This is a genomic window from Dictyoglomus sp. (genome assembly GCF_049968615.1).
Classification (GTDB): domain Bacteria; phylum Dictyoglomota; class Dictyoglomia; order Dictyoglomales; family Dictyoglomaceae; genus Dictyoglomus; species Dictyoglomus turgidum.
In genome coordinates this window covers 177,298-201,907 of sequence record NZ_JBMFQK010000001.1, presented here as the reverse complement: position 1 = coordinate 201,907, position 24,610 = coordinate 177,298, and the positions used below count along the sequence as shown (strand labels likewise).

The window sequence follows — 24,610 nt, the reverse complement described above, 5'->3', positions numbered from 1 at the left end:
AAATGGCAAAGGATCCTGTTTGTGGAATGGAGGTAGATGAGAGGAACCCACCTGCAGTTTCTGAGTATAAAGGGAAAAAGTATTATTTTTGTAATAAGGCTTGTAAGATAGAATTTGATAAAGATCCAGAAAAATATGTAAAAAAGTAAATAAATTTTAGAAGGGTGGAAAATTTTCCACCCTTTCTTTTATAACGTCTCTTTAAACCATTTTATAGTTTTTTCAATAACTTTTTCCTCCCATTCAATGGAATTAAAGGTGTGATCTGCATTTTCTATAATCTCAAGTTTTACTTTATGAGTATCCTTTAACCCGTTAAAGTAATCGTATGCATGTTGTATTGGCACTACTATATCTCCACCTCCATGAATTATAAGAACAGGTATACTTCTTTTCTTTATCTCCTCAAGAGGCTTTATGTTTACTATTTCGCTTAAAAACTCCTTTCCTACTGGGTTTCCTCCAAGATCAATAAAATCTCCATAATCTTTAATTCTTGAAACTTCCTCAGGGGATCTGTTAAAGAAGATGTCAAAATGGCATACTGCAGACCAAAGTACACAGGATTTAATTAGAGAATTTCTTCCCGAGGTTATACTTGCTACTGCACCTCCCATGGAAAGGCCAAGAATTCCTATTTTCTCTTTATCAACTAAATTGCTTCTTGCCAAATAATCAATAGCAATCATGGCATCAGATACTTCACCTTCTACAGTCATGTCTTTAAAGGATCCTTCACTATCTCCTGAACCTCTAAAATCAATACGTAAAGCTCCTATGCCTTCTCTTGTCAATGCTTCTGCTGTTTTTACAAATATTCTATGGGGTTCTACTTTTGTTCCTGTAAATCCATGGCAGAAAAGGACAAAGGGTGCAGGTGTCTTTTCAGGGATGTGTATAACTCCAAAGATTTTTTGTCCTTGATTTTCCAATACTACTGGTTCTCTTGTTTCCATATTGGCACCTCCATTTTAAATCTTTATAAAGATATTATAAAATAGTTTTTGGTGGATGAATTTGTGATCTTAAATCAAAAATCAAATTATTTCTTAGACTGGAAAGAGGTTTTTGAGAATGAGAATCCCATTTTTCTTGAGATAGGAATGGGAAATGGGGAATTTATTGTCCATATGGCCAAGGAAAATCTAAATGCTAATTTTATAGGAATTGATGTTTCTAAGGAGATTTTTAGAAAAGCTGTAAGTAGAGTAAAGAGATCTGGTTTGAAGAATATTAGACTTATGAGGATTGAGGGAAGTGAATTTCTTTGTAAATTTGTAAAATCTGAAACTCTTTCTGGAGTCTATATTAATTTTCCTGATCCATGGCATAAAAAATCTCATAAGGAGAGAAGATTGGTAAATGAACCCTTCATTTATTTGGTTTCGGATAGATTAAAGAATGAAGGTATTTTTATTTTTGTCTCTGATAATGAGGAATATACTAAGAGTGTATGGGGTCTTTTAAAAAAGTTTGATAATTTTTCTCCGTTATGGGATCATGGTTTAAGAAGGGATTTTCCTGAGTATTATAAAACGAAATATGCGAGAAAATGGCTTGCTTTAGGACTTCCAATTTATTATATTGGTTTCAAAAAGACTGGAAACATAGAGATTCCAGAGTATGTGAAGGAATATTATCCTCTTTTGAATTTATCTAAGGAGGATTTATATATGCCTCTTGTGGAATTTAAAATTAAAAAAGAAAAAAGTAGTGAATTTATTAAAGATATATTATCTATTTTGCCGAAAGGTTTAATATACAGAGATAAAAACGCCTTAATTAAAGTTTTAGATTTTTATTATAATGAAGAGAGTATAATAGCAGATATAGTATGTGTAGAGGGATCTTTTAGACAGAGATTTTTTTTAGATATTAGTTTAAAAAAAGAGGTTTTAAAAATCTCTATTCACGATTCTGACGATCCTGATCCAACTTTTGGGATACATAAAACCTTAGCAATTTTTGCATCTATTTTAAAAGAAAAATTTACCGGATTGGAATTACTTCAGAACACTACAAGAATTAAAGAGGTATGATAATTTTTATAACCTCTGCTTTTTTAATTTGACATAAAATTTTTATCCATTTATAATACTATGGTTCCTTTAATTTAGCCCAGTGAGGCTAAGAAGGAGGAAAATTGATTAAAAGATATATAGTTAAGGTAAATAAGGCGGGTATATCCATGAAAGTGGGTATACCCGCCTTTTTTATGCCTATGAAAGGAGGAAAAAGTATGTATTTTCAAGAGAAGGCAAAGATAATGGATAAAGAAGCCATAAAAAGAGCCTTAAGGAGAATTGCTCATGAAATAGTGGAAAGAAATAAGGGAATTAGTAATGTAGTTCTTATTGGAATAAGAAGGAGAGGGGTTCCTCTTGCACAAAGACTTCAACAGTTTTTGAAAGAGATTGAAGATATAGAGGTTCCTGTGGGAAGTCTTGATATTACCCTTTATAGAGATGATCTTAATCTCCGCTTGGAACAGCCTAAAGTTGGAAAGACCGAAATAGATTTTCCCATTGAAAATAAAGATGTGATTTTAGTGGATGATGTACTTTACACAGGAAGGACAGTAAGATCTGCTCTTGATGCTCTTATGGATATAGGGAGGCCCAAAACAGTTCAGCTTGCTGTTTTGGTGGATAGAGGACACAGAGAGCTTCCCATAAGGGCTGACTATGTGGGAAAGAATGTTCCTACTTCTCGAAAAGAACAAATTGAGGTAAGACTTGAAGAGATAGACGGGGTAGATGAGGTAGTTATTGGGGAATGGAAGGAGGACTAAGTATGTGGAAGAGAAAAGATCTTATAGGTATAGAGGAGCTTTCAAGGGAGGAGATTGAAGTAGTAATTGAGACTGCTGTAAGTATGAAGGATATTTTGAAAAGACCTATTAAAAAAGTTCCCACATTAAGGGGAAGAACTATATGTACCCTTTTTTATGAGCCAAGTACGAGGACAAGATCATCTTTTGAACTTGCTGCCAAATATTTAAGTGCAGATACTGTGAGTATTGCTACAGCCACAAGTAGTGTGCAGAAGGGAGAAAGTCTTCTTGACACTGTCAAAACCTTAGAAGCTATGGGAATTGATTTATTTATCATTAGGCACAGCGCTTCGGGTGTGCCTTCTTTTATTGCGAAGAATATAAAGGCTGGAGTTATCAATGCAGGTGATGGCATGCATGAGCATCCTACCCAAGCTCTTTTAGACGTTTTTACAGTATACGAAAAGAAGGGAAAGCTTGAGGGTTTAAAGATAGCCATAGTGGGGGACATATTTCATAGTAGGGTTGCAAGATCTAACATCTATGCTTGGAATAAGTTAGGAAGCAATGTGATCCTTTGTGGTCCTCCTACCTTAATACCTCCATATATAGAAAACCTTAATGTTAAGGTTACCTATGATCTAAATGAGGCAATAGAAGATGCTGATATAATTTATGTCTTAAGACTCCAGTTAGAGAGACAAAAAAGGGGACTATTTCCTACTTTACGTGAATACCATATGTTTTATGGAATTAATCAAGAAAGGATAAAAAAGGCAAAAAAAGATGTCCTTGTGATGCATCCTGGTCCTATGAATAGAGGGGTTGAGATATCTTCCGAAGTTGCAGATAGCCTTATTTCGGTTATAAATGAACAAGTTACAAATGGAGTTGCAGTTAGAATGGCTCTTCTTTACCTTATGTTAGGAGGGAAAAGTGATGAAAATCCTGTTTAAAAATATAACTCTTGTTTATCCTGAAAAAGACAAAGAAGAAATTGGAGATCTCTATATAGAAGATGGAATAATAAAAAGAATTGGTAAAGGCTTAGATATCAACGGAAATGTGGAGGTTATAGATGGAAAAGATAAAATTGTAGTACCGACTCTTGTGGATATTCATGTACATCTTAGAGAACCTGGCTATGAGTGGAAGGAGACTATAGAATCGGGAAGTAAAGCTGCTGTTGCTGGAGGATTTACTGCTATTTGTTGTATGCCTAATACTAATCCGCCTATTGATAACAAAGAAATGGTGAGATTTATCTATGAAAAAGCAGATATTGTTGGACTTTCACGAGTATATCCTATAGGAACTATTACAAAAGGAAGAGAAGGAAAAGAAATATCCGAGATGGGAGATATGTTTATGGCAGGTGCAAAAGGCTTTTCGGATGATGGGAGTTGTGTGATGAACAGCGAGGTTTTAAGATGTGCTCTTGAGTATTCAAAAATATTCAATGCACCAATAATTGAGCATGCAGAAGACACGAATCTTACATTAGAGGGTAATGTAAACTTTGGAAAGATATCAACTCTTCTTGGTTTTAAAGGTATGCCTTGGGTTGCTGAGGCAAGCATAGTGGCAAGGGATGTTTTTCTTTCCGCCTTAACGGGAGGAAGATTACATATTGCTCATATTTCTTGTTGGCAAAGTTTGGACATGATAAAGTGGGGAAAGGAGCATGGAGCAAATATTACTTGTGAAGTAACACCTCATCATTTAGTTCTTACTGAAGATGCTGTAAAGGAAATGAACTATGATACAAATACTAAAATGAATCCTCCTTTGAGAACTAAGGAAGATCAGGAAGCCTTATGGGAAGGTATAAAGAATGATCTTATTGATGTAATAGCTACAGATCATGCACCCCACCATTTGGACGATAAGATGGTAGAATATGGACTTGCAGAGTATGGGATATCAGGTTTAGAAACAGCTATACCCTTAGTTATTACTTACGGATATTATGAAAGAAAGATTCCTCTCTCAAAACTTTTTAAAAAGATGAGTTACAATCCTTGTAAAATTTTGAATTTGCCTTATATTCCTTTAGAGGAAAGTGTCCCTGCCAATCTTACTATTATAGATCTTTCCGAGAAAGAAGTAGATAAGGAAAAATTCTTTTCAAAAGGTAAGAATACTCCGTTCCATGGATGGAGATTAAAAGGCTGGCCTGTCATGACTTTCGTAGAAGGACGTTTAGTTTACAGAGAAGGGAAGATTTTATGGTAAAGGATATAGTAGGAGAAATAGTTTTTAATAAAAAGGTTGGAAACAATATTTATATTCTGAGTTTAGAGGCAGAAGATGTAGGAGAAATTTACCCAGGGCAGTTTGCTATGCTAAGAATTGAAGATGGATATGATCCCTTTCTAAGAAGACCTATGAGCCTTTTTAAAAAAATTGGTAATAAGTACTATTTCTTGTATCAAGTTGTAGGAAGAGGAACAGAGATTTTAAGTAGAAAGAGAGAAGGTGAAGAAATAAGTATTTTGCTGCCCCTTGGGAACTCTTTTCCTAAATTGAAGGAAAGGGAAAATGTTCTTATTGTAGGGGGAGGAGTTGGGATAGCTCCTTTAAATTTTCTTGTGAATTTTTACAAAGACCAAGTTAATTTCTATACGTTTATAGGTTTTTCATCCTTTGTTCTTGAAGAGGTTTATGTAGACTTTAAAAATTACAGTAGAGAATTTGTCATCTCATCGGAAGACTCCTCCTTAGGATATAAAGGAAAAATCCTTGATTTTATTCCTGAGAATCTGGATAATTTTGAAAAAATAATCTCTTGTGGACCTTCTAAGATGTTAGAGATTTTAATGAAAAAAGTAAAAGATAAAGAAAAAGTTTATCTTTCCTTAGAAGAAAGAATGGGGTGTGGTTTTGGAATATGCCTTTCTTGTGCTGTTAGAGGAAAGAATAGACTTTTGCATGTTTGTAAGGATGGACCTGTTTTTTGTGGAACGGAGGTAGTTTTTAATGAGTAAAGTACAGGTAAAGGTTGGAAGTTTGACTTTTAAGAATCCAATTCTTCTCGCTTCAGGAACCTGTGGTAATGGTAAAGAAATTAACAAGTTTTATGATATCAACATATTGGGGGGATTTGTAACAAAAAGTATCACTATAAATCCAAGGGAAGGAAATCCTAATCCACGAATTTGGGAAAGTTATGCTGGTATTTTGAACTCTATAGGTCTTGAAAATGCTGGATTGGATAAGTTTCTTGAAGAGGAAATTCCTTTTCTTGAAAAATTAAATACTAATGTAATAGTGAGTATTGCTGGAGAAAAAAAAGAAGAGTACTACGAGATTGCGAGAGTCTTAAGAGAGTGTAAAATTTCTGGAATTGAAATTAATCTGTCTTGCCCCAATGTGGAAGGTGGTGGGATGCTCTTTGGAATTGATAGTGAGATGGTAAAGGAGATCACTAAAAATGTGGTAAATATAGTAGACAAACCAGTATGGGTGAAATTAACTCCTCAGGCAAAAGATATAATTGGAGTTGCAAAAGCGGTAAGGAGTGCTGGAGGAGAAGCAGTAGTAGTGTTCAATACCTTTTTAGGACTCGCGATTGATTGGAAGAAAAGAGAACCAGTTTTTAAAAGAATTTTTGCAGGATATTCTGGTCCGGCGATAAAACCAATTGTATTAAGATATGTTTGGGAACTATATGAAGAAAATATTCTTCCAATTGTGGGCTGTGGAGGAATAGTGAATTTTACAGATGTTCTTGAGTATATTTTTGCAGGTGCCTCTCTTGTTCAAATTGGATCTGCAAATTTTAGAGACCCTTGGATTGGAGAGAAGATTGTAAAGGAAGTTCAAAACTATTTTAAAGAGGAAAAAGTTGTTGACTTAATTGGGATTGCTCATAAAAATCATGAGGAGGTTGATAAGTGATGAGGAAATATGATCCTATTATAGTTGCTCTTGATTTTCCTGAGGAGAAAAGGGCATTAGAAATTGCAGAGAAGTTAGTTCCCTATATCAAGAATTTTAAAGTAGGGCTTGAACTTTTTTCAGTAGCAGGTCCTCATATAGTAAAAGCTTTGAAAGAAATGGGAACAAATGTATTTATAGATCTGAAACTCTTTGATATACCTAATACAGTGGTAAGAACCCTTGATAGACTTTTAGCTCTTGAACCTTTTATGGTTACTCTACATATTCTTGGTGGAGAGGAGATGCTTAGAGAATCTGTAAAGTTGGTTTCTCAATATAAAGAATCCAATAAGACTGAATATCCTTATCTTCTTGGGGTTACTGTTTTAACTAGTTTCAATGAAGAAACCTTAAGAAGAAGCTGGGGAATTTCAAGATCTTTGCCCGAACAAGTCCTTTTTCTTGCTCAACTTGCTCAGGAAACAGGCCTTGATGGAGTTATTGCTTCTCCTTGGGAGATTGAGCTTTTAAGAAATAACTTAAAAAGACCAATGTTGATTGTTACTCCTGGTATTAGACTTACTAAGGAAAAAACCGACGATCAGCAAAGAATTATGACTCCAAGAGAAGCTTTAGAAAGGGGTTCTGACTATCTTGTAATAGGACGTCCTATTACTCAGAGTCCTGATCCTTATGAGGTAATTCAAAATATAAGATCTCAGATTGAAGACATTGTTGAGAGCAGACTTTAGTATAAGGACAATTTTTACAACTGCTTGGATCTAATTTATTAATTTCCTTTATATAGCCTAAATCTCTTAACTGAAGAAGGATTAAATCCCATTCTTCATCAGAAAGGGAGAGGTCCTTCTTCAGTTTTTTAACATCTACTATATAGTTTGAATCCTTTAAATAATTTATTACTTTTTCAATCACAATATCCCTATAATGGACAAGATTTGGTGAAGAATAAAAGTAAAAACATAGGCATACATTAGAGAATAACCCATAGAGAAAAGGGTCCATTTAATAGATTTTGTCTCTTGGTATATGGTAGCTACTGTGGAAGCACATGGAATATATAGAAGTTGGAAGACTATAAAGCTAAAAGCCGCTATAGGGGTAATATTTTCTAAAAGGATCTTTCCAAGTTCACTCCCACTTACCCCATAAATGGCACTTAAGGTGGAAAGGGTTGCTTCTTTAGCGACAAATCCAGAGAGAAGTCCCGTAGTAAGTTCCCAATTAAAACCCAGGGGTTTCATAAACAGAGAAAAGAATCTACTAATTTCTGCGAGAATTGAGTTTTGAATATCTCCTGTTGGATAATGGGATAAAATCCATATAATAGCCGAAAGGAAAGCCATAACGGTTCCTGCTCTTACAAGAAAATGTTTTATTTTATCCCAAATATAAAGAAGTACCAATTTTGGATTTGGAATTTTATATATAGGAAGCTCCATGAGTAAAGGATTGAAGGACGTTTTTAATACTTTTGTCCTTAGGATTTTTCCACTAATAAAGATAGATATAAAACTTATGAGATATAAGAGTATAAGAAGAAAAAATGCTTGCTTAGGAAAGAATATACTTAGGAAAAAAGAAGCTACAAGTATTCTTGGGACACATGGTATAAAGGAATCTAAGATTATTAATAGTATTCTATCTTTTTCATCTTCTAAGGTTCTCGTAGCCATGACCCCTGGGACATTACAACCAAAACTTATCACTAAAGGAATTAGAGACTTTCCATGTAATCCTAAGATATGCATTAATCTGTCGGACACAAAGGCTAAGCGAGCCAAATATCCTGAGTCTTCAAGCAGAGCAAGAAAGAAAAAGAAAAAAGTAATTAAAGGGGTAAAAGACAGTATAGTAGCAATTCCTTGCCATACTCCTTCTATAAGTAAATCTCTCCACCAATTAGGTAAGAAGACTAAAAGTGAAGAAAGTTTGTCTCCCATAAAGTCTAATACATTCTTGACAGGTTCTGCTAAGAAGTTATTTAAAGTAAAGGTTAGATAAAAAATTAATGCCACAATTAATATAGCTAAGAAACTACCCCATACAGGATGAGTAAAGTACTCATCTAATTTTTCAGTCCAAGATATGGCTTGTTTCTCTGGTTTTTCTAAAACTCCCTCTAAAATTTTTTTGATAAAATTGTATCTTGCAGTGGCAACTCTTATAGGATTACTCTCATTTTTCTCAATAAGTTCTTTTATTTTTTCCCAATCTTCTCTTTTTAATTTCTTTTTGCAGAGATCAGTTATTATAGGATCGCTTTCAAGAAGCTTTAGAGCTATCCATCTTTTTGGATAATCTTCTAAGTTTTCTGGCAAAATACTTTCAATCTTATTAATATCTTCTTCTAACTCCCCATAATCAATTTTTGTTGGATCTAAGTTGTCCTTTTCATATACTTCAATAACTTTATTGATAAGTTCATCAATTCCTATTCCCCTTGAAGCGATCATTGGAATAATTGGTATGTTCAATCTCTCTTCTAATTTTTTTACATCTAATTTATATCTTTTTGCTTTTAGGATATCTAACATGTTGAGACCTATAATGATATTGGGAATAAGTTCTCTTAACTGTAATAAGAGATAAAGATTTCTTTCAAGGGCTGAAGCATCCACAATAAGTATAACTATGTCAGGTTTTTCTTTTACAATGAATTCCCGAGATATTAACTCTTCTAAGGTATTTGCAGTCAAACTATATATACCGGGGAGATCAGTTATTTCCAATATGTAATGATCTTTTTCCACATATCCTACTTTCTTTTCTACGGTTTTTCCAGGCCAATTTCCTGTGTGCTGATTTAACCCTGTTAATTGATTAAAAACAGTGCTTTTTCCCACATTTGGATTCCCAGCGAGAGCAACCCTTATTTTAATTTTTTCCATTCTCCCCAACCTCCACTAAGATGCTTTCAGCAAGACCTTTGCCAAGGGCAAGATTTGTATCTTTTACTTTGATAATAACAGGTCCTAAAGATTTCTGAAGTAGAATTACCTCTTCTCCTGGGGTTATGCCCATTTCTGCAAGCCTTAAAATTTTACCTCTTCCTCCACGTATAGCAACTACTCTTCCTTTTTGTCCTTTATTCATTTCTATAAGTTTTTTAATCAATGATTATTCCTCCTTTTTGTTGATTTTTTCTTTGCATTCTTTACATACTCCTAAAATGTTTATATTACAAGATGTGATTAAATACTCTTTTTCGTCTACAGGTAATATTTTTAGTATTTCGTTCCAATTTTTAAATTCTCTTTCTTCCCTTTTTCCGCAGTAAATGCATTGAATATGAAGATGAGGCTTTGAATTGGATTCATAACGTACATGTCTCTCTTCAAAGGTTATGGCCTTTATATATCCAAGTCTTTCAAGGAGTTTACAAGTCCTGTAGACCGATGTAAAAGAGATGTTTTTACTCTGTTTTTTAAGATTTTCATAGATTTCATTTATAGAAAAATGTCCTGAGGGATTATTTTCGAAAAACTCAAGAACCATAAGTCTTGGTTTACTTAATCTTATTCCTCTTTCTTTTAAGCTCTCTTTTAAACTCATTTCTTTACCTGCAAAAATTTTTCATTTTGATTTCCATAATTAAAATACCATATTTGCAAAAAATTTGCAATTTTTATTTCCTTGACATAATTTTTGTTTTTTGTTATAGTGTGTTATGTATCTAATACAGTATTATTATTAAACTTGTTAATATTGGTTTAAAATTTCAGTGATATAAAAAATTAAAAAATTTAGATTAATGGGGGTGATTTATTTTGGAAACCATATTGCAGGTTGAGGACCTTAAAAAATCCTATGGCAAGATTGAGGCTTTAAAGGGAGTAAGCTTTGAGGTTAAAAAAGGAGAGGTTTTTGCTCTTATTGGTCCTAATGGTGCTGGAAAAACTACTACTTTGAGAATTGTTGCTACTCTTCTTACTCCTTCCGAAGGTAATGTAGTTTTTATGGGGAAAAATCTTAAGGAGCACGCAGATTTTGTAAGGGAGAATATTTCTTACCTTCCCGAAGAAGCAGGTGCATATAAAAATATGAGAGGGCTTGAGTATTTGAGATTTATGGCAACTTTTTATGCAAAAAATGAAAGGGATGTAGAAATTTTTATTAATAGAGCAAAGGAAATAAGTGGACTTTCGGATAGATTAAGTGATAAGATTGGAACTTATAGTAAAGGAATGATAAGGAAACTTCTTCTTGCAAGAGCTTTAATGACAAAACCTGCTCTTGCTATTCTTGACGAACCCACTTCAGGTCTTGATGTTATGAACGCTCTTGAGATTAGGGAGATTATTAGGGAATATGTAAAGGAGGGAACATCTGTACTTCTTTCTTCTCACAATATGCTTGAGATTGAGTTTCTATCAGATAGGGTAGCCTTGATTGATAAAGGAAGGATACTTGAGGTGGGGACAGCGGAAGAATTAAAAGAAAAGTATTCTGCAAAAAATTTAGAAGAGGTATTTAGGAGGGTAGTACAATGAAGAAGTTTACAAACCTTCTTAAGAAAGAAATTAGAGAACTCGTTACTTTGCAATTGATAATTTCTCTTATTTTTACAATTATCCTTTTTAATTTTCTGGGGAGTTTGACTAAAAGTGAGATTAAAAAGTCGGTTCAATTAAGAGATGTATATGTATTGGATTTGGATAAAACTGATTTTTCTAAGGAGCTTTTGAATAATTTATCTGTTGGCGGTTTTAGAGTTAATCTTATAAATAAGGAAATTCAGAGAGAAGATAAAAACCTTGCCATTGATTATGCAAGGATGAAAAACTTAAATTTTCTTTTGATAATTCCAAGGGGCTTCGGAGATAAAGTTTCCAGTTTTCAATCTACAGAGGTTGAATTTTACTCCTTTATAAAGAGCTTTTCTATGGGAAGTACTGTGGGGAGTTCTATTGTTAATAATATAATAAATTCCATAAATAATTATGTGTCTAATAATTTCTTAAAAGCCAAATTTCCTAACTTGAATCCTGAAAGTATTAAAAATCCTATAAAAAGCAAAGAGTTTGTGATCATAAAGGATAGAATTGCTGAGGCTTCTTCTTCTGAAGTTATGAATTTCGTCTACTCTCAATCGGTTTTTATACCCATTGTGCTTATGCTTGTCATAACTTATGCTTCTCAAATGGTCCTTTCGGCTATTGCTCTTGAAAAGCAAGATAAAACCCTTGAGACCCTACTTACAGTACCTGTAAGTAGAAGGTATATTGTGGTGGCAAAGATGGCTGGAGCTGGAATTGTGGGACTGATCTCTGCAGGTGTATACATGTTGGGTTATAGATCCTTTTTCTCTGGCATAACAGGAGGAGTTGATATAAATAGATTAAGTAGTGATATCATTACCAAGCTTGGGATTTCCTTTACTCCTTATGGTTATCTCCTTCTTGGATTATCTTTATTTTTAGCTATTCTTAACGCTTTAGCTTTATCTACGATTTTGGGGGTTTTATCGGAAGATTTGAGAAGTGCTCAGGGTTTTTCTTTTCCTATCATTATTCTTATAATGATTCCCTATTTTCTTTCCCTTTTCACCGATATAAATTCCCTTTCTTTACCTGTAAAGCTGTTGGTTTATGCTATTCCTTTTAGTCATCCTTTTATTGCTTCCTCAAACATACTCCTTGGAAATTATAACATAGTCTATTATGGGATTCTTTACATGCTTATAGTATTTATAATTCTGATTTTTATTGCTGCAAGAATTTTCTCTACCGATCAAGTGATTACTATGAAATTGAGATTTGGAAAAAAAGCTAAGATTGGAGGGATTTAATCTATGAAGAAGTTTATTTTATTAACCTTTTTTATTGCAATTTTTGTCTCAAATATAGTCTGGGCAGAGTCAAGTTATAAGATTTATGCACAACTTTCTCCAAAAGAGAAGATGATAAGTGGAAAGGTAGAGGTGGATTATGAGAATAATACCCAAAAGGATTTAGAAGAAATATATTTTTATCTTCCCATGAATCTTTACAAAGAGAAAAATCCATATATTAGTAATGTGATTCAGGATTCTCAATATGTTAATGGGTTTGATCCGGCCTATACTAAAATAAATAGAGTAGAAGATGACAACGGGAAAGCTTTAGAATATACCCTTGAGGAAGGTAAAATACTTTCTCAGAATTATTCATTAAAAGATAATTATTTAAGGGTGAAACTTCCAAAGAGTCTTGCTCCAAAAGAAAGGTTTAGGTTAGTCATATATTTTGAAACGAAATTTCCTGAAGCCTATTTTGGGGATATGGCATACGCAAGTAATGCCTTTTTATGTCGATTTGGATGGTTCCCCTATGAACTTGCCCATACTCAAAATGGTTGGGATAAAGGTGGAATATTAGTTTCTGCTAACTTTTATTTAGAGCTTTTAGTTCCTAAGAGTTATCAAGCAGCAGTAGGTATGGATGAAGTTCAGGAAGAAGTTGCTGGAGATTGGAAAAGAATTATAGGCAAAAATACAAGTCCAAGAAGATCTCTCCCATTGGCTATTAGTAGTGAATATAGGGTTTATAAACTTTACGATGATAAATATCCTGAGATCTATGTGTACCATTATCCAGGAAGAGAATATAAGGCAAGAATTTTTGCTAGTTATGCTCGGGAGATTTACGACTATTATTCAAGACTCTATGGAGTAACAAAACATAAAAGAATAAATATAGTTGAGGGACAGACTTATGGACTTTATGGTATGACTTCCGACGGTTTGATTATAGTTGGGAAGAGTGCATTTAATTCTTCCGATTTAATAACTCCTTTTATTTTGGAAAGATTAAATGAATTTCTCTTGGCTCATGAAATTGCTCATCTTTGGTGGGCTATAGACATAGGCACAGATTTTGATAGAGAGAATTGGATTTCAGAAGGTTTTGCTCAATATCTTTCCATAACCTATTTTGAAAGAAAATATGGGGCAAAGGGAGGGAATCTTTTCCCTGACTTGGAAGATGATTATTTTTTGTCTTATATTAAAGATGATCTTTTAGGTGATTTAAATTTAAGAGAGTATATGGTGGAAATTCCCTATATTTATTATTTAAGAGATGGTTGGGATGAGGAAATAGTAAAAGATTTTTGGAATAGCTGTGCCAATGGTTATAGTGATAAAGTCTATAATAAGTCTTATCTTGCTTTGAGGGCTTTAGCTTATGAATTTGGGGAGGATAATTTTGATAATTATATTAAAAATTTGCACGAAAAGTATGAGAATAAGGTAATTACCACCGAAGAAATAAAAAGCAATTTAGAAAAATACAGTGGAAAAGATCTTTCGGAGTTCTTTAAAAAGTGGTTTTATTCAAAGGGAAAAGTAGATTATGAGATAGTAGGGATAAAAACTTTATACAAAGATGGAAAATATATAAACAGGATTGAAATCAAAAACAATGGAGAAATTAATATTCCTTGTGAAGTAAAAGTTTTTACTCAAGATAAACAAGAGAAGAAAGTTATATATGATGGAATTAGCAAGATTTTAGAAGTTGAAACCAATGTTCCTATAGATAAGGTAGTGATTGATCCCGATTCAAAAATCCCTGACGCTAATAGGGTTAATAATTGGTACCCAAGAAAAATAATTTTTACTTCTAAAAGAGAGATTCCTTTAGATGCTTATGTATTTTATTATGATTTAGTTCCGAGTTTTAGCATTGATTTTTCTACTTTTGAGATAAACTATGCGTCCTATCATTTAGAATTCTATGATCTTTTTAATTTTCATTTGCTTTTGGAAAGTTTTTATCAGGATGGATATAGAGGTGCAAATTTCATATTTACTCGCAATTTCCCCAAGGATGATAATTTTACCATGCAGTTTGTTTTTATGGAGCCTGATATTTGGGCAGGAAAGCTTTCCTTTACCAAAAATATATGGAAAAAATTTGACCTTGGCATAAGTAATAATTATTGGGATAAGGCATATATTTTGAATTTTTCTTTGTCCTATAATGAACTTTTGAATAATAAATTATATTTTGACTTTGTCATAACAAGGGTTGCAGACTATTATAAGAAGGCTTTATTAAGTCAATTTTCTCTGAGGACTGGATATTCAAGGGTAGGTTTTGACATGTATAGGGTTGACGGAGTTTTGAGCAAAGACTTCTTAATCTTTCCTCAGAGTACACTTAACATAACAGCTAAGGTGGGATATGTAGGTGGTAATCCTGATGAGGAAGAAAGGGTCAATCTTTCTGATTTCAAATCCTTGACCTCAGATTATTATGGAAATGTAAAACTTGCTTCTTTTATAAATTGGAATATTCCTATAGCTAAAGATTTAGAGTTGAAATTCTTTAATTTCTTTATATTACATAGACTTGAGACAAATGTTTATTTAGAATTTGGAGGAGTATGGGATAACATAAACTCTATTGATAAGGCTGGACTAAATTTAGGACTTGGATTTGAGTTTGTCTATAAATTTATTACTTTCTTTGATTTGCCATTAAATCTTTATATGGGATATGCTTTTCCTATATGGCAAGGAACACCTAATCCCAATGAGGTAGGAAGATTTTATTCCTATTTGTCCTTTGGATTGTAAATATCTTGTAAATTTTTGCCCCTTCTCCTTGGATAGAAGTTTTTTGAAGGTATAATCCTTCTCAAGGGGAAGGGCTTGTTTTTATTGTCTTTAAATAAATACTTTTATATAATTGGAGTTAAAGAAATTTTTGAAGAAAAGGAGAGGGATAGAAGGATGAAGAGATATAATCCACAGGAAATAGAGCCTAAATGGCAGAAGAAGTGGAATGAGGATAAGCTATATCATGTAACTGAAAGATCAGATAAACAAAAGTATTATACTCTTGTTATGTTTCCCTATCCTTCTGGAGATCTTCATATGGGACATATGAGAAATTATACCATTGGAGATGTGGTGGCAAGGTATTACACCATGAAGGGATATAATGTGCTAAATCCCATGGGATGGGATGCTTTTGGACAGCCTGCTGAGAATGCTGCTATAAAAAATAAAGTTCATCCTAAGGAATGGACCTATAGGAATATTGCAAGGATGAAAGAACAACTTTTTAAAATGGGCGTAGTTTATGACTGGGATAGAGAAGTTACTGCTTGTGCTCCTGATTATTATAAGTGGACTCAATGGATATTTTTAAAGCTTTATGAGCGAGGGCTTGCTTATAGGAAAAAAGCTCCTGCTAACTGGTGTCCTACTTGTAAGACAGTACTTGCTAATGAGGAAGTGATAGATGGAAGATGTTGGAGATGTAAAACTCCTGTGGAAAGGAGAGAGTTTGAACAATGGTTTTTTAAAATCACCGAATACGCAGAAGCTCTTTTAAATGATCTGGATACCTTAGAGCATTGGCCAGAAAAAGTAAAGTTAATGCAGAAAAACTGGATAGGAAAATCAGAAGGTCTTGAGTTTTATTTTGAAGTTCAAGGTATGGATGAAAAAATTTATGTATATACTACAAGACCTGATACCATTTATGGCGTAACTTTTGTGGTTCTTGCTCCTGAGCATCCATTGGTAGAAAAAATAACCACTCCTGAACATTTAGATAAGGTAAGAGAGTACATAAGACAAGCCAAGAATAAGAGCGAACTTGAAAGGCTCACATCAGAAAAGGAAAAAACTGGTGTCTTTACAGGAAGTTATGCAATTCATCCTTTGACTAAACAACCTATTCCTATATATGTAGCAGATTATGTTCTTGCTACATATGGTACTGGTGCTATAATGGCGGTTCCTGCTCATGATTCAAGGGATTATGATTTTGCAGTTAAATTCAACCTTCCCATAATTCCAGTCATTACTCCTGACCCCAATAAGGCTCCTGAACTTCCCTATGAAGAGGAAGGAATAATGATAAATTCTGGCGAATACAATGGGATGAAGAGTTCTGAATTTTGGAAGTTAATTGTGGAAAAGTTTGAAAATTTAGGTATAGGAAAGAAAAAGGTTCAGTATAGACTAAGAGATTGGCTTATTTCAAGACAGAGATATTGGGGGGCTCCTATTCCTATAATATATTGTCCTAATTGTGGTATTGTGCCGGTACCTTATGAGGATCTCCCAGTAGAACTTCCTGAACTTTCTGATTTTGAACCTACGGGAACTGGAGAAAGCCCTCTAGCAAAGGTTCCGGAGTTTGTGAACACAAAATGTCCTAAATGTGGATCTCCTGCAAGAAGGGAGACCGATACTCTTGCAACTTTTGTGGATTCTTCTTGGTACTATTTCCGATATACTGACCCTCACAATGATAAGGAGCCTTTTTCAAGGAATAAAGCCGAATATTGGATGCCCGTAGACCAATATACAGGTGGAATTGAACATGCTATTTTGCATCTTTTGTATTCTCGTTTTATAACAAAGGTTTTATACGATGCAGGGTATAGTCCAGTAAGAGAGCCTTTCAAAAGATTATTTACACAAGGTATGGTTTATAAAGATGGTCAAATCATGTCCAAATCCTTAGGAAATATTGTCTCTGTAGACTATATGGTAGAAAATTACGGGGCAGATACCGCAAGACTTTTTATTCTCTTTGTAGCACCCCCTGAAGTAGATATTGAGTGGAGTGATGAAGGAGTAGAAGGAGCAAATAGATTCTTAAATAGATTTTGGAGATTGGTATTAGAGGATGCTGAGGTAGAGCCTAAAATAGATGAAGAACAAGAGAAGTTAATTAAGAGAAAACTTCATAAGACTATTAAGAAGGTTACAGAAGATATTGAAAATTTCAAATTTAATACCGCTATAGCAGCGATCATGGAGCTTACTAATCTTCTCTTTGAACATAAGAGATCCTTTGGAAGGACTCCTGCTTTTGAAGAAGCAATTAGAACTTCTATTTTACTTCTTTCTCCCTTTGTGCCTCATATAACCGAAGAACTCTGGGTTGAGCTTGGAAATGAGTATAGTGTACATATGCAGAAATGGCCCTCTTATGATCCTGAAATGATAAAAGAAGAAGTTGTGACGGTAGTTATACAGATAAATGGTAGGGTGAGGGATAGAATTGATGTGAATGCTGATGCTACCCAGGAAGAAATTTTGAAACTTGCTCTTGAGAGAGATAACGTTAAGAGGTATTTAGATAATAAGGAGATTAAAAAGATAGTGTATGTTCCAGGAAAGATATTGAGTTTATACGTATAGAAGTGAGTTTAAAAAGATTTTAACAAATTTAGAAGAATATAAGTGATATAATGTAGATTGAATTCAAGAAAAATTTAACGATTTCAGGAGGTGTTCTTATGGCAGTTAAAGTGGGTATTAATGGGTTTGGTAGAATAGGAAGACAAGTTTTAAAGGCTCTTTTTGAGAGGCATGGAGATAAAGTAGAGGTAGTTGCAGTAAATGATATTACTGATACTAAAACTCTTGCCCATTTATTCAAATATGATTCTAACTATGGAGTTTATAAAGGAGAGGTTAAATATACTGATAAGTCTATAATTATTGATGGAAAAGAAATTAGAGTTTTTGCTGAGAAAGATCCTGCTAATTTACCATGGAAAGATTTAGGTGTGGACATAGTCATAGAATCTACAGGTCTTTTCACTGATGCAGACAAAGCTAAAGTACATATGACTTCTGGAGGAGCCAAAAAGGTTATAATCTCTGCTCCAGCAAAAGGTGAGGATATTACTATTGTTTTAGGGGTGAATGAAGAAAAATATGATCCTGAAAAGCATCATATAATTTCTAATGCATCCTGTACCACAAATAGTTTAGCTCCTGTGGCAAAAGTACTTCTTGATAATTTTGGGATTGAAAAAGGATTAATGACTACTGTTCATTCCTATACTAATGATCAGAGAATCTTAGATCTTCCTCATAAGGATCTAAGAAGAGCGAGGGCTGCAGCTTTAAACATTATTCCTACATCTACAGGTGCAGCAAAAGCCATTGGAAGAGTTATTCCAGAACTTGATGGAAAAATGCATGGTGTAGCTTTAAGAGTTCCAACTCCGACAGTATCAGTTACCGATCTTGTCTGTTTATTGCAAAAGAATGTTACCGTTGACGAGGTAAACGAGGCATTCAAGAAAGCAGCTGAGGGCAGAATGAAGGGAATTCTTGGAGTAACCGAGGAAGAACTTGTATCTATGGACTTTAAAGGTACCACATATTCTACAGTGGTAGATTTACCATCTACAATAGTTATTGGGAATAACTTAGTGAAAGTGTTTGCCTGGTATGATAACGAATGGGGCTATGCTTGTAGATTAGCTGATTTAACAGCATACGTAGCAGAGAGAATGTAAGATTTTATACCAGGTTAATTTGTAAGAAGGGGAAGATTTTTCTTCCCCTTCTTATTTTTTAAAATCTTAGAAAAGCCCCGATATTTTTAATTTTTTCTGCAAGTTCTTTATTTTTAATGTACTTTAGTTCTGAATTATTGATGATTGCCTCTTCTATTAATTCATCCACTATATCTGCTCGTTTTTCCATCTTTACATTGCAATAGGGACAATTTTCTAAGTAAGGACTCATAAAAGAGCATGATGGACATTGGAAGCCTGGTTGTTCAAATTGGTCGTAGACCAAAATCATTCTTACTCTTTTTTGATGAACCGCATGGGCTACGTCTTCAAGTCCTATTACTGCCTCTTTTCCTTTTGCGTTAGTTACGATTAACTGATCTATTAGATCATTTATTTCATTTTCTTCATGAGCTTCTATCATATTATGAGTTTTTTCAAGAATTTCATTTATAGGAGAATCAAGTTCAATAGGTATTTCACCTATGATTTTTTCATGAAGTCTTTTTGGTAATACGTCAAGAAATTCAGAAGTATTTTTTGGAGAAGTAGTACCTAATACTATTTTTTCCTCTCCCTGTATTTTTTTATCTAAGAACTCAGCCACCTCTTTGAAGTGCCATATTACATGAGTTTCATGCCATCTTTGCCAATCTGAAGCTTCCCATCCCCCTTGTTTATGCTTTTTGGGAATTTCTTCCTTTATTTCTCCTTCTTCTCTTATCTCTCCAATGAAGTATTTAAAAACCCTTGCATCGCCTCTTGAAAGAACAACTAAATAATATGGTTTGTTGGCAATAATAAGATAGGAAAGAGGACGAGTATAGGGATCTTTATCTATGACTAACTTGTTTTTTAATATGGGATAAAGAGGAATTTGATATCTCCAATCCTTTGCACTACAGCTCATAAGTACAATAGTGTTTGCAGATCCAAAAGAAACTTGATCAATGAGGTTTTCTATATACTCTAAATCAGATAAAACCGACTTTTTTATTTCTCCTTCCAAATTTAGAGACTCAAGGAAATTCTTTTTCAGATCCTTCCATATAATTTTGTACTCACCCTTAGGATTTGATAAAGGTGAGACATTTAGATAAAGAGTAGTTATAAGATAGGGCTGAAGGGAAAAGTTACCTAATTCTTTCAGGATTTCTTTGCTCAGCACTCTCTCTCACCTCCAAAAGGGCAAGATTAAGAACCTCGTCAGCATGTTCCACAAAGTAAAAAGTCATTTCTTTTTTCACTTCTTCCGGGATTTCCTCTAAATCTTTTTTGTTCTCCTTAGGCATTATTACTGCTGTAAGTCCTGCTCTGTGGGCAGCAAGTACCTTTTCTCTTATTCCTCCTACGGGAAGGACTTTGCCCCTTAAGGTTATTTCTCCAGTCATACCAATATCTTTTTTGACAGGTTTTCTCGTAAGGGCAGAGGCTATAGCTGTGGCTATAGTTACTCCAGCAGAAGGTCCATCTTTAGGAATTGCTCCTGAAGGAACATGTACATGAATATCGGATTTTTCTAACAATTCATAACTTACATTTAAATCCTTTATTCTTGATCTCACATATGATAGAGCAGTTTTTGCAGATTCTTGCATTACTTCCCCTAATTTTCCTGTAAGAATTAGATTTCCCTTCCCTTCTACAACAAGAGCTTCCACAAACAAGATATCTCCTCCTGCTTCTGTCCATGCGAGTCCTGTGGCAACACCTATTTCATCTTTTTCTCCCTTCATACCAAAAGTGTATATTTCTGGACCTAAATACTTAGAGATATCTTCTGCCTTGACTAAGACCTTCTCAGTTATACTTCCTTCTGCTATTCCCTTTGCTATTTTTCTGATTATGCTGGCTATTTCTCTTTCTAAATTTCTTACCCCTGCTTCTCGAGTATATTCCCTTATGATTTTTCTTATAGCGTCATCGGTGAACTCTATTTGTTCATTTTCAAGACCATGTTCTTTAAGTTGTCTTGGTATGAGGAATCCTTTGGCTATTCCCATTTTTTGATATTCTGTGTATCCAGGAAGTTCTATAACTTCCATTCTGTCAAGTAATGCAGGAGGTATAGTGTAAAGCACATTAGCTGTTGCTATAAACATGACCTTTGAAAGGTCAAAAGGTACCCCTAAGTAGTTATCTACAAAGGCATTATTTTGCTCAGGATCTAATACCTCTAATAAAGCTGCAGCAGGATCTCCTCTAAAATCAGAGCCCAATTTGTCTATTTCGTCAAGCATAAATACAGGATTATTTGATTCCGCTTTTCTCATACCCTGTATAATTCTTCCAGGAAGAGCTCCAACATAAGTTCTTCTATGTCCCCTTATTTCAGCTTCATCTCTTATTCCTCCAAGGGAGATTCTTACAAACTTTCTACCAAGAGCCCTGGCGATAGACTTTCCAAGAGAGGTTTTTCCAACGCCTGGTGGTCCTACAAAGCATAGTATTGGTCCTTTCATGTCACTTTTAAGTTTTCTTACAGCTAAGTATTCTAAGATCCTTTCTTTTACTTTCTCTAAATCATAATGATCTTCGTTTAATATCTCTTCTGCCCTTTTTATATCTAAATTATCTTCAGTGGATTTTGCCCAAGGAAGGCTTATAAGCCAGTCAAGGTAGGTTCTGGTTACTGTATACTCCGCAGAGCCAGGAGGCATTAAGGCAAGCCTTTCTAATTCTCTTTCTGCTTCTTTCATAGCTTCTGGTGGAAGCTTTGCTTCCTGGAGTTTTTGTCTTAATTCGTTTATTTCCATTTCTCTTGGATCTATTTCCCCAAGCTCTTTTTGTATTGCTTTCATCTGTTGTCTTAGGAAGTATTCTTTTTGGCTTTTTTCTATTTCATTCTTTACTTCATTTTGAATTTTATTAGCTATTTCAAGAATTTCTAATTCTCTTGTTAGATAGTAGGTTACCTTCTGTAATCTCTCTTTAATATCTATGGTCTCAAGAATCTCTTGCTTTTCGTTAATATTTAGGTTGGTATTAAAGGCTATAAAATCTGCAAGTCTTCCTGGCTCTTGTATATTCATAGCATTGATTAATAGTTCTTCAGGGAATTGGGGTATCAGTGATGCCATTTTTTGGAAGAGATTAAGAAGGTTCCTCATCATTCCTTCTATTTCAACGGTTTTTTCAACCTTTTCTTCAATAACTTCAACTTTTGCCTTAAAATAAGGTTCCGTTTCTATAAACTCCACAACCCTTATTCTTTGTAGTCCTTGTACAAAAAGTCTTAATGTATTATCTGGAAACTTTAAACTTCTAACAATAATTCCTACAGTTCCTATTCTATGAATATCATCAGGAGTAGGATCCTCTATTGGGGTTTTTTGCATACACATTCCAATTAGTTTATTTCCTGCAAGAGCATCTTCAACAAGCTTTATGCTCTTTTCTCTTCCCACAATAAGGGGTATAAGCATTTGAGGATAAACTACCGTCTCTCTTAGAGGGAGTATAGGGAGAATTTCTGGTATATCTTGAGTCTGATTGAGTTCTTTTTCTTGCATATTTTCCCTCCTTTCTTTACTTTTTGGGGAGAATAATCTCCAGAAAACCATCTTTATACACCGCCTCTGCCTTTTCAGCATCCACATCTGTGGGTAGTGGTATTATCCTCTCAAAGGGACCAAAGTTTATCTCCATTTGGTAGTATATTGCAGGGTCTGATACATAGTGTTCTTGTCTTGTACCTCTTAATATTAGTTTTCCTTCATGGAAGGTTAAATCTATATCTTCTTTTCTCACCCCTGCAATTTCTACAAGTACTACAATTTTATCGTCCGTTTCATATACATCTACTCTGGGAACCCATGCTCCCCATTGCATTGAAAACCTCGACCCTTCCCTATAAAAACAATCTACTATTCTAAATATTTGACCTCCAAATGGATCATTTCCTTGCATGTATATTCTTCTCCTCTCCATATTCTTCCTCCAAGGTGTAACAATTATGTTATATTCTTTTTAGGTTCATTATATCATAAAAAGTGAGCTACATCACTTTTTTATTTCAGCTGTAAGAGGTATAATGAAAGTGTGGAAAAAAGAAATTTGAAATTGTGAGGTGAGAGGCTTATGAAAAAAAGATTTCTTCCCCTATTGATCTTGGCGATTTTCTTGATGAGTATATCCTATGCTGCAAATACTACTTTTAGCTATAAAGATCTTTTGTATGATCCAATGGCAATGGGTATGGCTGGTGCTATGACAGCTCTTGCAGATTCTCCAACCTCTGCTATTTACAATCCAGCACTAATGGGGGAATACTCAAGATTAGCTTTTAAATTTGGTTTTGGAATTGCCCCCCTTGATGAGCAAAATTTTATTAACGTTTTTGTAAAGTATTTACAACTTCTCCAGAATAATAGTGAACCTCCTGATGGAGAACTTTCTTTTAAATTGTCCTCAGCTGGATACTTACATCTTGGTATAAGTAAGCTTGGCTTAACTTTGTTTGGAGATGGAGATGTAGATGCTTACTACTATAAGTATACTGCAAGTGATCCTTCTGCGGATTTGCAATTAGAAGGGCAAGTATCCCTTGATGCAAATGTAAAAGCTAACGGTGCTCTTACTGTTGCAATTCCTGCTATTGACCTTTTGGGATTAAAAGTAAATTTTGGTGCTAATGTTAGGGCAGTGAATGAGTATTATGTGGATACTTCTATAAGTACAAAGGCAACCCAAACTGGAGTGGCGGAGGCTACTTTAACTGGAGGACCAAATGAGAATGATTATTATGAAAGAAAATTTGATTTAATAGAACAAAGATATGTGTCTTTTGATCTTGGAACCTACGTAAGATTTTCACCTTTTGTGGCAGCAGGAATAGTAGTAAAGGATGTTTATGCTATACCATTAGAAGGCAAGGAAACTTTTGGATATGAAAAAGGATATTATTATTTGGATTCAACTGGTAATCCTACATACTCCACAGTTACTCCTTATTCTGAAACTCCTACTCCTATAGATGTAGTTTTACCAGACATGTCTTTAAAGGCAGGTGTATTTGTAAAGGTTCCAGTGCTTGGTACCAGGGTTTCTGTGGATGCCGATCTTGATAAGACCTTTACTCCTCTTTCCTATAGGTTTGGTATAGAACAACCTCTATTCTTTGTATTAACAGCAAGGGGCGGAGCAGTACTTAATACTAATTTCCAACCTCAACTTTACACCCTTGGTTTAGGATTAAATGTTCTTCTTATTCAAGCTGACGCAGCAATTGCAATAGATCCTCAAGTTATGGCTCCTGTTGCAGGATCGATTTCAGGTTCTATAAGATTCTAAGGTAAAAATTTTTAGGGGGGATTTTGATCCCCCCCTTTATTTTTTTAACTCTTTGTAGCTTTGAACCTAATTTTTCTTACTAACTCTAATAGTTCTAAGACGGAATCATCGGCTAAGGAATAGTAGACAAATTGTCCTACGCGTCTTTTCTTGAGAAGTCCTAAATTATAAAGATCTTTTAAGTTTTGAGATGTATTTGCAAAGGATGCATTAATTATTTTTGCTATTTCTCCTGCACTTTTCTCACCGTCGGAAAGAGCACAAAGAATGTGGATTCTTACATAACTTGAGAGTGACTTAAAGATATCTGATAAGGCCTCACACTCTTCCATTGAGAGTTTCTTTTTATTCTCCGTACTCATAGGTCCTATTACTCCC

Annotated in this window: 22 protein-coding genes; 14 read left to right on the top strand and 8 right to left on the bottom strand. The window is 34.2% G+C overall.

Annotated features, from left to right (window positions below; translation table 11 throughout):
- Nucleotides 1–2: 2 nt before the first annotated feature.
- Nucleotides 3–149 carry a YHS domain-containing protein gene (locus ACP5QL_RS01035; RefSeq protein ID WP_012583928.1) on the top strand — a complete coding sequence of 49 codons (147 nt, stop codon included), beginning with the start codon at nt 3–5 and terminating at the stop codon, nt 147–149.
- A gap of 39 nt (nt 150–188) precedes the next feature.
- Here the strand turns inward: ACP5QL_RS01035 and ACP5QL_RS01030 are convergent, their stop codons facing one another.
- Nucleotides 189–956, bottom strand: a complete 768-nt coding sequence (locus ACP5QL_RS01030) for an alpha/beta hydrolase family protein (RefSeq protein ID WP_012583927.1) — start codon at nt 954–956, stop codon at nt 189–191.
- Between the two features lie 63 nt (nt 957–1,019).
- On the opposite strand from ACP5QL_RS01030, the gene trmB reads away from it, so the two are divergent.
- The 7 genes from trmB to pyrF all read left to right on the top strand — a co-directional run bounded on the left by trmB (nt 1,020) and on the right by pyrF (nt 7,407).
- The gene (trmB, locus tag ACP5QL_RS01025) at nt 1,020–2,039 is read left to right on the top strand and encodes a tRNA (guanosine(46)-N7)-methyltransferase TrmB (RefSeq protein ID WP_012583926.1); all 1,020 of its coding nucleotides are present in this window, start codon (nt 1,020–1,022) and stop codon (nt 2,037–2,039) included.
- 200 nt (nt 2,040–2,239) lie between these two features.
- Nucleotides 2,240–2,791 (top strand): bifunctional pyr operon transcriptional regulator/uracil phosphoribosyltransferase PyrR, encoded by a 552-nt coding sequence (pyrR, locus tag ACP5QL_RS01020; protein WP_012583925.1) that lies wholly within the window; start codon nt 2,240–2,242, stop codon nt 2,789–2,791.
- A gap of 2 nt (nt 2,792–2,793) precedes the next feature.
- Entirely contained in the window at nt 2,794–3,729 is a 936-nt protein-coding gene (locus ACP5QL_RS01015; protein WP_273333339.1) for an aspartate carbamoyltransferase catalytic subunit, read from the top strand.
- The gene (locus ACP5QL_RS01010) at nt 3,713–5,008 is read left to right on the top strand and encodes a dihydroorotase (protein ID WP_273333341.1); all 1,296 of its coding nucleotides are present in this window, start codon (nt 3,713–3,715) and stop codon (nt 5,006–5,008) included. The genes ACP5QL_RS01015 and ACP5QL_RS01010 overlap by 17 nt, the downstream gene beginning before the upstream one ends.
- Nucleotides 5,002–5,760 carry a dihydroorotate dehydrogenase electron transfer subunit gene (locus tag ACP5QL_RS01005; RefSeq protein ID WP_428124914.1) on the top strand — a complete coding sequence of 253 codons (759 nt, stop codon included), beginning with the start codon at nt 5,002–5,004 and terminating at the stop codon, nt 5,758–5,760. The genes ACP5QL_RS01010 and ACP5QL_RS01005 overlap by 7 nt, the downstream gene beginning before the upstream one ends.
- Nucleotides 5,753–6,673, top strand: coding sequence for a dihydroorotate dehydrogenase (locus ACP5QL_RS01000; protein ID WP_273333345.1), 921 nt, complete (start codon nt 5,753–5,755; stop codon nt 6,671–6,673). Before ACP5QL_RS01005 ends, ACP5QL_RS01000 begins: the two co-directional genes overlap by 8 nt.
- Entirely contained in the window at nt 6,673–7,407 is a 735-nt protein-coding gene (gene pyrF, locus ACP5QL_RS00995) for an orotidine-5'-phosphate decarboxylase (protein WP_273333417.1), read from the top strand. Before ACP5QL_RS01000 ends, pyrF begins: the two co-directional genes overlap by 1 nt.
- Before the next feature lie 180 nt (nt 7,408–7,587).
- On the opposite strand, the gene feoB is transcribed toward pyrF, so the two are convergent.
- The 3 genes from feoB to ACP5QL_RS00980 are packed head-to-tail and all read right to left on the bottom strand — an operon-like array spanning nt 7,588 to nt 10,231.
- Nucleotides 7,588–9,567 carry a ferrous iron transport protein B gene (gene feoB / locus ACP5QL_RS00990; RefSeq protein ID WP_012583918.1) on the bottom strand — a complete coding sequence of 660 codons (1,980 nt, stop codon included), beginning with the start codon at nt 9,565–9,567 and terminating at the stop codon, nt 7,588–7,590.
- The gene (locus ACP5QL_RS00985; protein ID WP_012583917.1) at nt 9,554–9,793 is read right to left on the bottom strand and encodes a FeoA family protein; all 240 of its coding nucleotides are present in this window, start codon (nt 9,791–9,793) and stop codon (nt 9,554–9,556) included. The genes feoB and ACP5QL_RS00985 overlap by 14 nt, the downstream gene beginning before the upstream one ends.
- Nucleotides 9,794–9,796: 3 nt before the next feature.
- Nucleotides 9,797–10,231 (bottom strand): Fur family transcriptional regulator, encoded by a 435-nt coding sequence (locus ACP5QL_RS00980; protein ID WP_428124913.1) that lies wholly within the window; start codon nt 10,229–10,231, stop codon nt 9,797–9,799.
- A gap of 215 nt (nt 10,232–10,446) precedes the next feature.
- Between ACP5QL_RS00980 and ACP5QL_RS00975 the strand changes: the two genes are divergently transcribed.
- The 5 genes from ACP5QL_RS00975 to gap all read left to right on the top strand — a co-directional run bounded on the left by ACP5QL_RS00975 (nt 10,447) and on the right by gap (nt 18,940).
- Nucleotides 10,447–11,169: an ABC transporter ATP-binding protein gene (locus tag ACP5QL_RS00975; protein ID WP_428124912.1), complete on the top strand. Its 723-nt coding sequence runs from the start codon at nt 10,447–10,449 to the stop codon at nt 11,167–11,169.
- Entirely contained in the window at nt 11,166–12,467 is a 1,302-nt protein-coding gene (locus ACP5QL_RS00970) for an ABC transporter permease (RefSeq protein ID WP_273333350.1), read from the top strand. Before ACP5QL_RS00975 ends, ACP5QL_RS00970 begins: the two co-directional genes overlap by 4 nt.
- A 3-nt stretch (nt 12,468–12,470) precedes the next feature.
- Nucleotides 12,471–15,239: a M1 family aminopeptidase gene (locus tag ACP5QL_RS00965; RefSeq protein WP_428124911.1), complete on the top strand. Its 2,769-nt coding sequence runs from the start codon at nt 12,471–12,473 to the stop codon at nt 15,237–15,239.
- 156 nt (nt 15,240–15,395) lie between these two features.
- Nucleotides 15,396–17,828: a leucine--tRNA ligase gene (gene leuS, locus ACP5QL_RS00960; RefSeq protein WP_420536152.1), complete on the top strand. Its 2,433-nt coding sequence runs from the start codon at nt 15,396–15,398 to the stop codon at nt 17,826–17,828.
- A 98-nt stretch (nt 17,829–17,926) separates the two neighbouring features.
- The gene (gene gap, locus ACP5QL_RS00955; protein WP_012583911.1) at nt 17,927–18,940 is read left to right on the top strand and encodes a type I glyceraldehyde-3-phosphate dehydrogenase; all 1,014 of its coding nucleotides are present in this window, start codon (nt 17,927–17,929) and stop codon (nt 18,938–18,940) included.
- 58 nt (nt 18,941–18,998) lie between these two features.
- Here gap and ACP5QL_RS00950 read toward each other — a convergent pair whose 3' ends face one another.
- Genes ACP5QL_RS00950 through ACP5QL_RS00940 form a run of 3 tightly spaced genes read right to left on the bottom strand, consistent with a single transcriptional unit; the run spans nt 18,999 to nt 22,870 of the window.
- Nucleotides 18,999–20,108, bottom strand: a complete 1,110-nt coding sequence (locus ACP5QL_RS00950) for a hypothetical protein (protein ID WP_428124910.1) — start codon at nt 20,106–20,108, stop codon at nt 18,999–19,001.
- Complete coding sequence (gene lon, locus ACP5QL_RS00945; protein WP_428124909.1) at nt 20,074–22,452, bottom strand: endopeptidase La; 2,379 nt, start codon at nt 22,450–22,452, stop codon at nt 20,074–20,076. Before lon ends, ACP5QL_RS00950 begins: the two co-directional genes overlap by 35 nt.
- A 16-nt stretch (nt 22,453–22,468) precedes the next feature.
- A complete protein-coding gene (locus tag ACP5QL_RS00940; RefSeq protein WP_012583908.1) occupies nt 22,469–22,870 on the bottom strand; it encodes an Hsp20/alpha crystallin family protein in 402 nt (133 codons plus the stop codon).
- Between the two features lie 150 nt (nt 22,871–23,020).
- On the opposite strand from ACP5QL_RS00940, the gene ACP5QL_RS00935 reads away from it, so the two are divergent.
- Nucleotides 23,021–24,232 (top strand): hypothetical protein, encoded by a 1,212-nt coding sequence (locus ACP5QL_RS00935; protein WP_428124908.1) that lies wholly within the window; start codon nt 23,021–23,023, stop codon nt 24,230–24,232.
- 44 nt (nt 24,233–24,276) lie between these two features.
- Here ACP5QL_RS00935 and ACP5QL_RS00930 read toward each other — a convergent pair whose 3' ends face one another.
- Nucleotides 24,277–24,594 carry an ArsR/SmtB family transcription factor gene (locus ACP5QL_RS00930; protein ID WP_428124907.1) on the bottom strand — a complete coding sequence of 106 codons (318 nt, stop codon included), beginning with the start codon at nt 24,592–24,594 and terminating at the stop codon, nt 24,277–24,279.
- Nucleotides 24,595–24,610: the final 16 nt, after the last annotated feature.

Bases quoted from the DNA above. Each gene is read 5' to 3' on its own strand.
- ACP5QL_RS00980 (WP_428124913.1), bottom strand. From the start codon at position 10,231: ATGAGTTTAAAAGAGAGCTTAAAAGAAAGAGGAATAAGATTAAGTAAA.
- ACP5QL_RS00970 (WP_273333350.1), top strand. From the start codon at position 11,166: ATGAAGAAGTTTACAAACCTTCTTAAGAAAGAAATTAGAGAACTCGTT.
- ACP5QL_RS00930 (WP_428124907.1), bottom strand. From the start codon at position 24,594: ATGAGTACGGAGAATAAAAAGAAACTCTCAATGGAAGAGTGTGAGGCC.
- feoB (WP_012583918.1), bottom strand. From the start codon at position 9,567: ATGGAAAAAATTAAAATAAGGGTTGCTCTCGCTGGGAATCCAAATGTG.
- ACP5QL_RS01035 (WP_012583928.1), top strand. From the start codon at position 3: ATGGCAAAGGATCCTGTTTGTGGAATGGAGGTAGATGAGAGGAACCCA.
- ACP5QL_RS01015 (WP_273333339.1), top strand. From the start codon at position 2,794: ATGTGGAAGAGAAAAGATCTTATAGGTATAGAGGAGCTTTCAAGGGAG.
- ACP5QL_RS01005 (WP_428124914.1), top strand. From the start codon at position 5,002: ATGGTAAAGGATATAGTAGGAGAAATAGTTTTTAATAAAAAGGTTGGA.
- pyrR (WP_012583925.1), top strand. From the start codon at position 2,240: ATGTATTTTCAAGAGAAGGCAAAGATAATGGATAAAGAAGCCATAAAA.
- ACP5QL_RS00965 (WP_428124911.1), top strand. From the start codon at position 12,471: ATGAAGAAGTTTATTTTATTAACCTTTTTTATTGCAATTTTTGTCTCA.
- ACP5QL_RS01030 (WP_012583927.1), bottom strand. From the start codon at position 956: ATGGAAACAAGAGAACCAGTAGTATTGGAAAATCAAGGACAAAAAATC.
- lon (WP_428124909.1), bottom strand. From the start codon at position 22,452: ATGCAAGAAAAAGAACTCAATCAGACTCAAGATATACCAGAAATTCTC.
- leuS (WP_420536152.1), top strand. From the start codon at position 15,396: ATGAAGAGATATAATCCACAGGAAATAGAGCCTAAATGGCAGAAGAAG.
- ACP5QL_RS01010 (WP_273333341.1), top strand. From the start codon at position 3,713: ATGAAAATCCTGTTTAAAAATATAACTCTTGTTTATCCTGAAAAAGAC.
- ACP5QL_RS00940 (WP_012583908.1), bottom strand. From the start codon at position 22,870: ATGGAGAGGAGAAGAATATACATGCAAGGAAATGATCCATTTGGAGGT.
- ACP5QL_RS01000 (WP_273333345.1), top strand. From the start codon at position 5,753: ATGAGTAAAGTACAGGTAAAGGTTGGAAGTTTGACTTTTAAGAATCCA.
- pyrF (WP_273333417.1), top strand. From the start codon at position 6,673: ATGAGGAAATATGATCCTATTATAGTTGCTCTTGATTTTCCTGAGGAG.
- gap (WP_012583911.1), top strand. From the start codon at position 17,927: ATGGCAGTTAAAGTGGGTATTAATGGGTTTGGTAGAATAGGAAGACAA.
- ACP5QL_RS00935 (WP_428124908.1), top strand. From the start codon at position 23,021: ATGAAAAAAAGATTTCTTCCCCTATTGATCTTGGCGATTTTCTTGATG.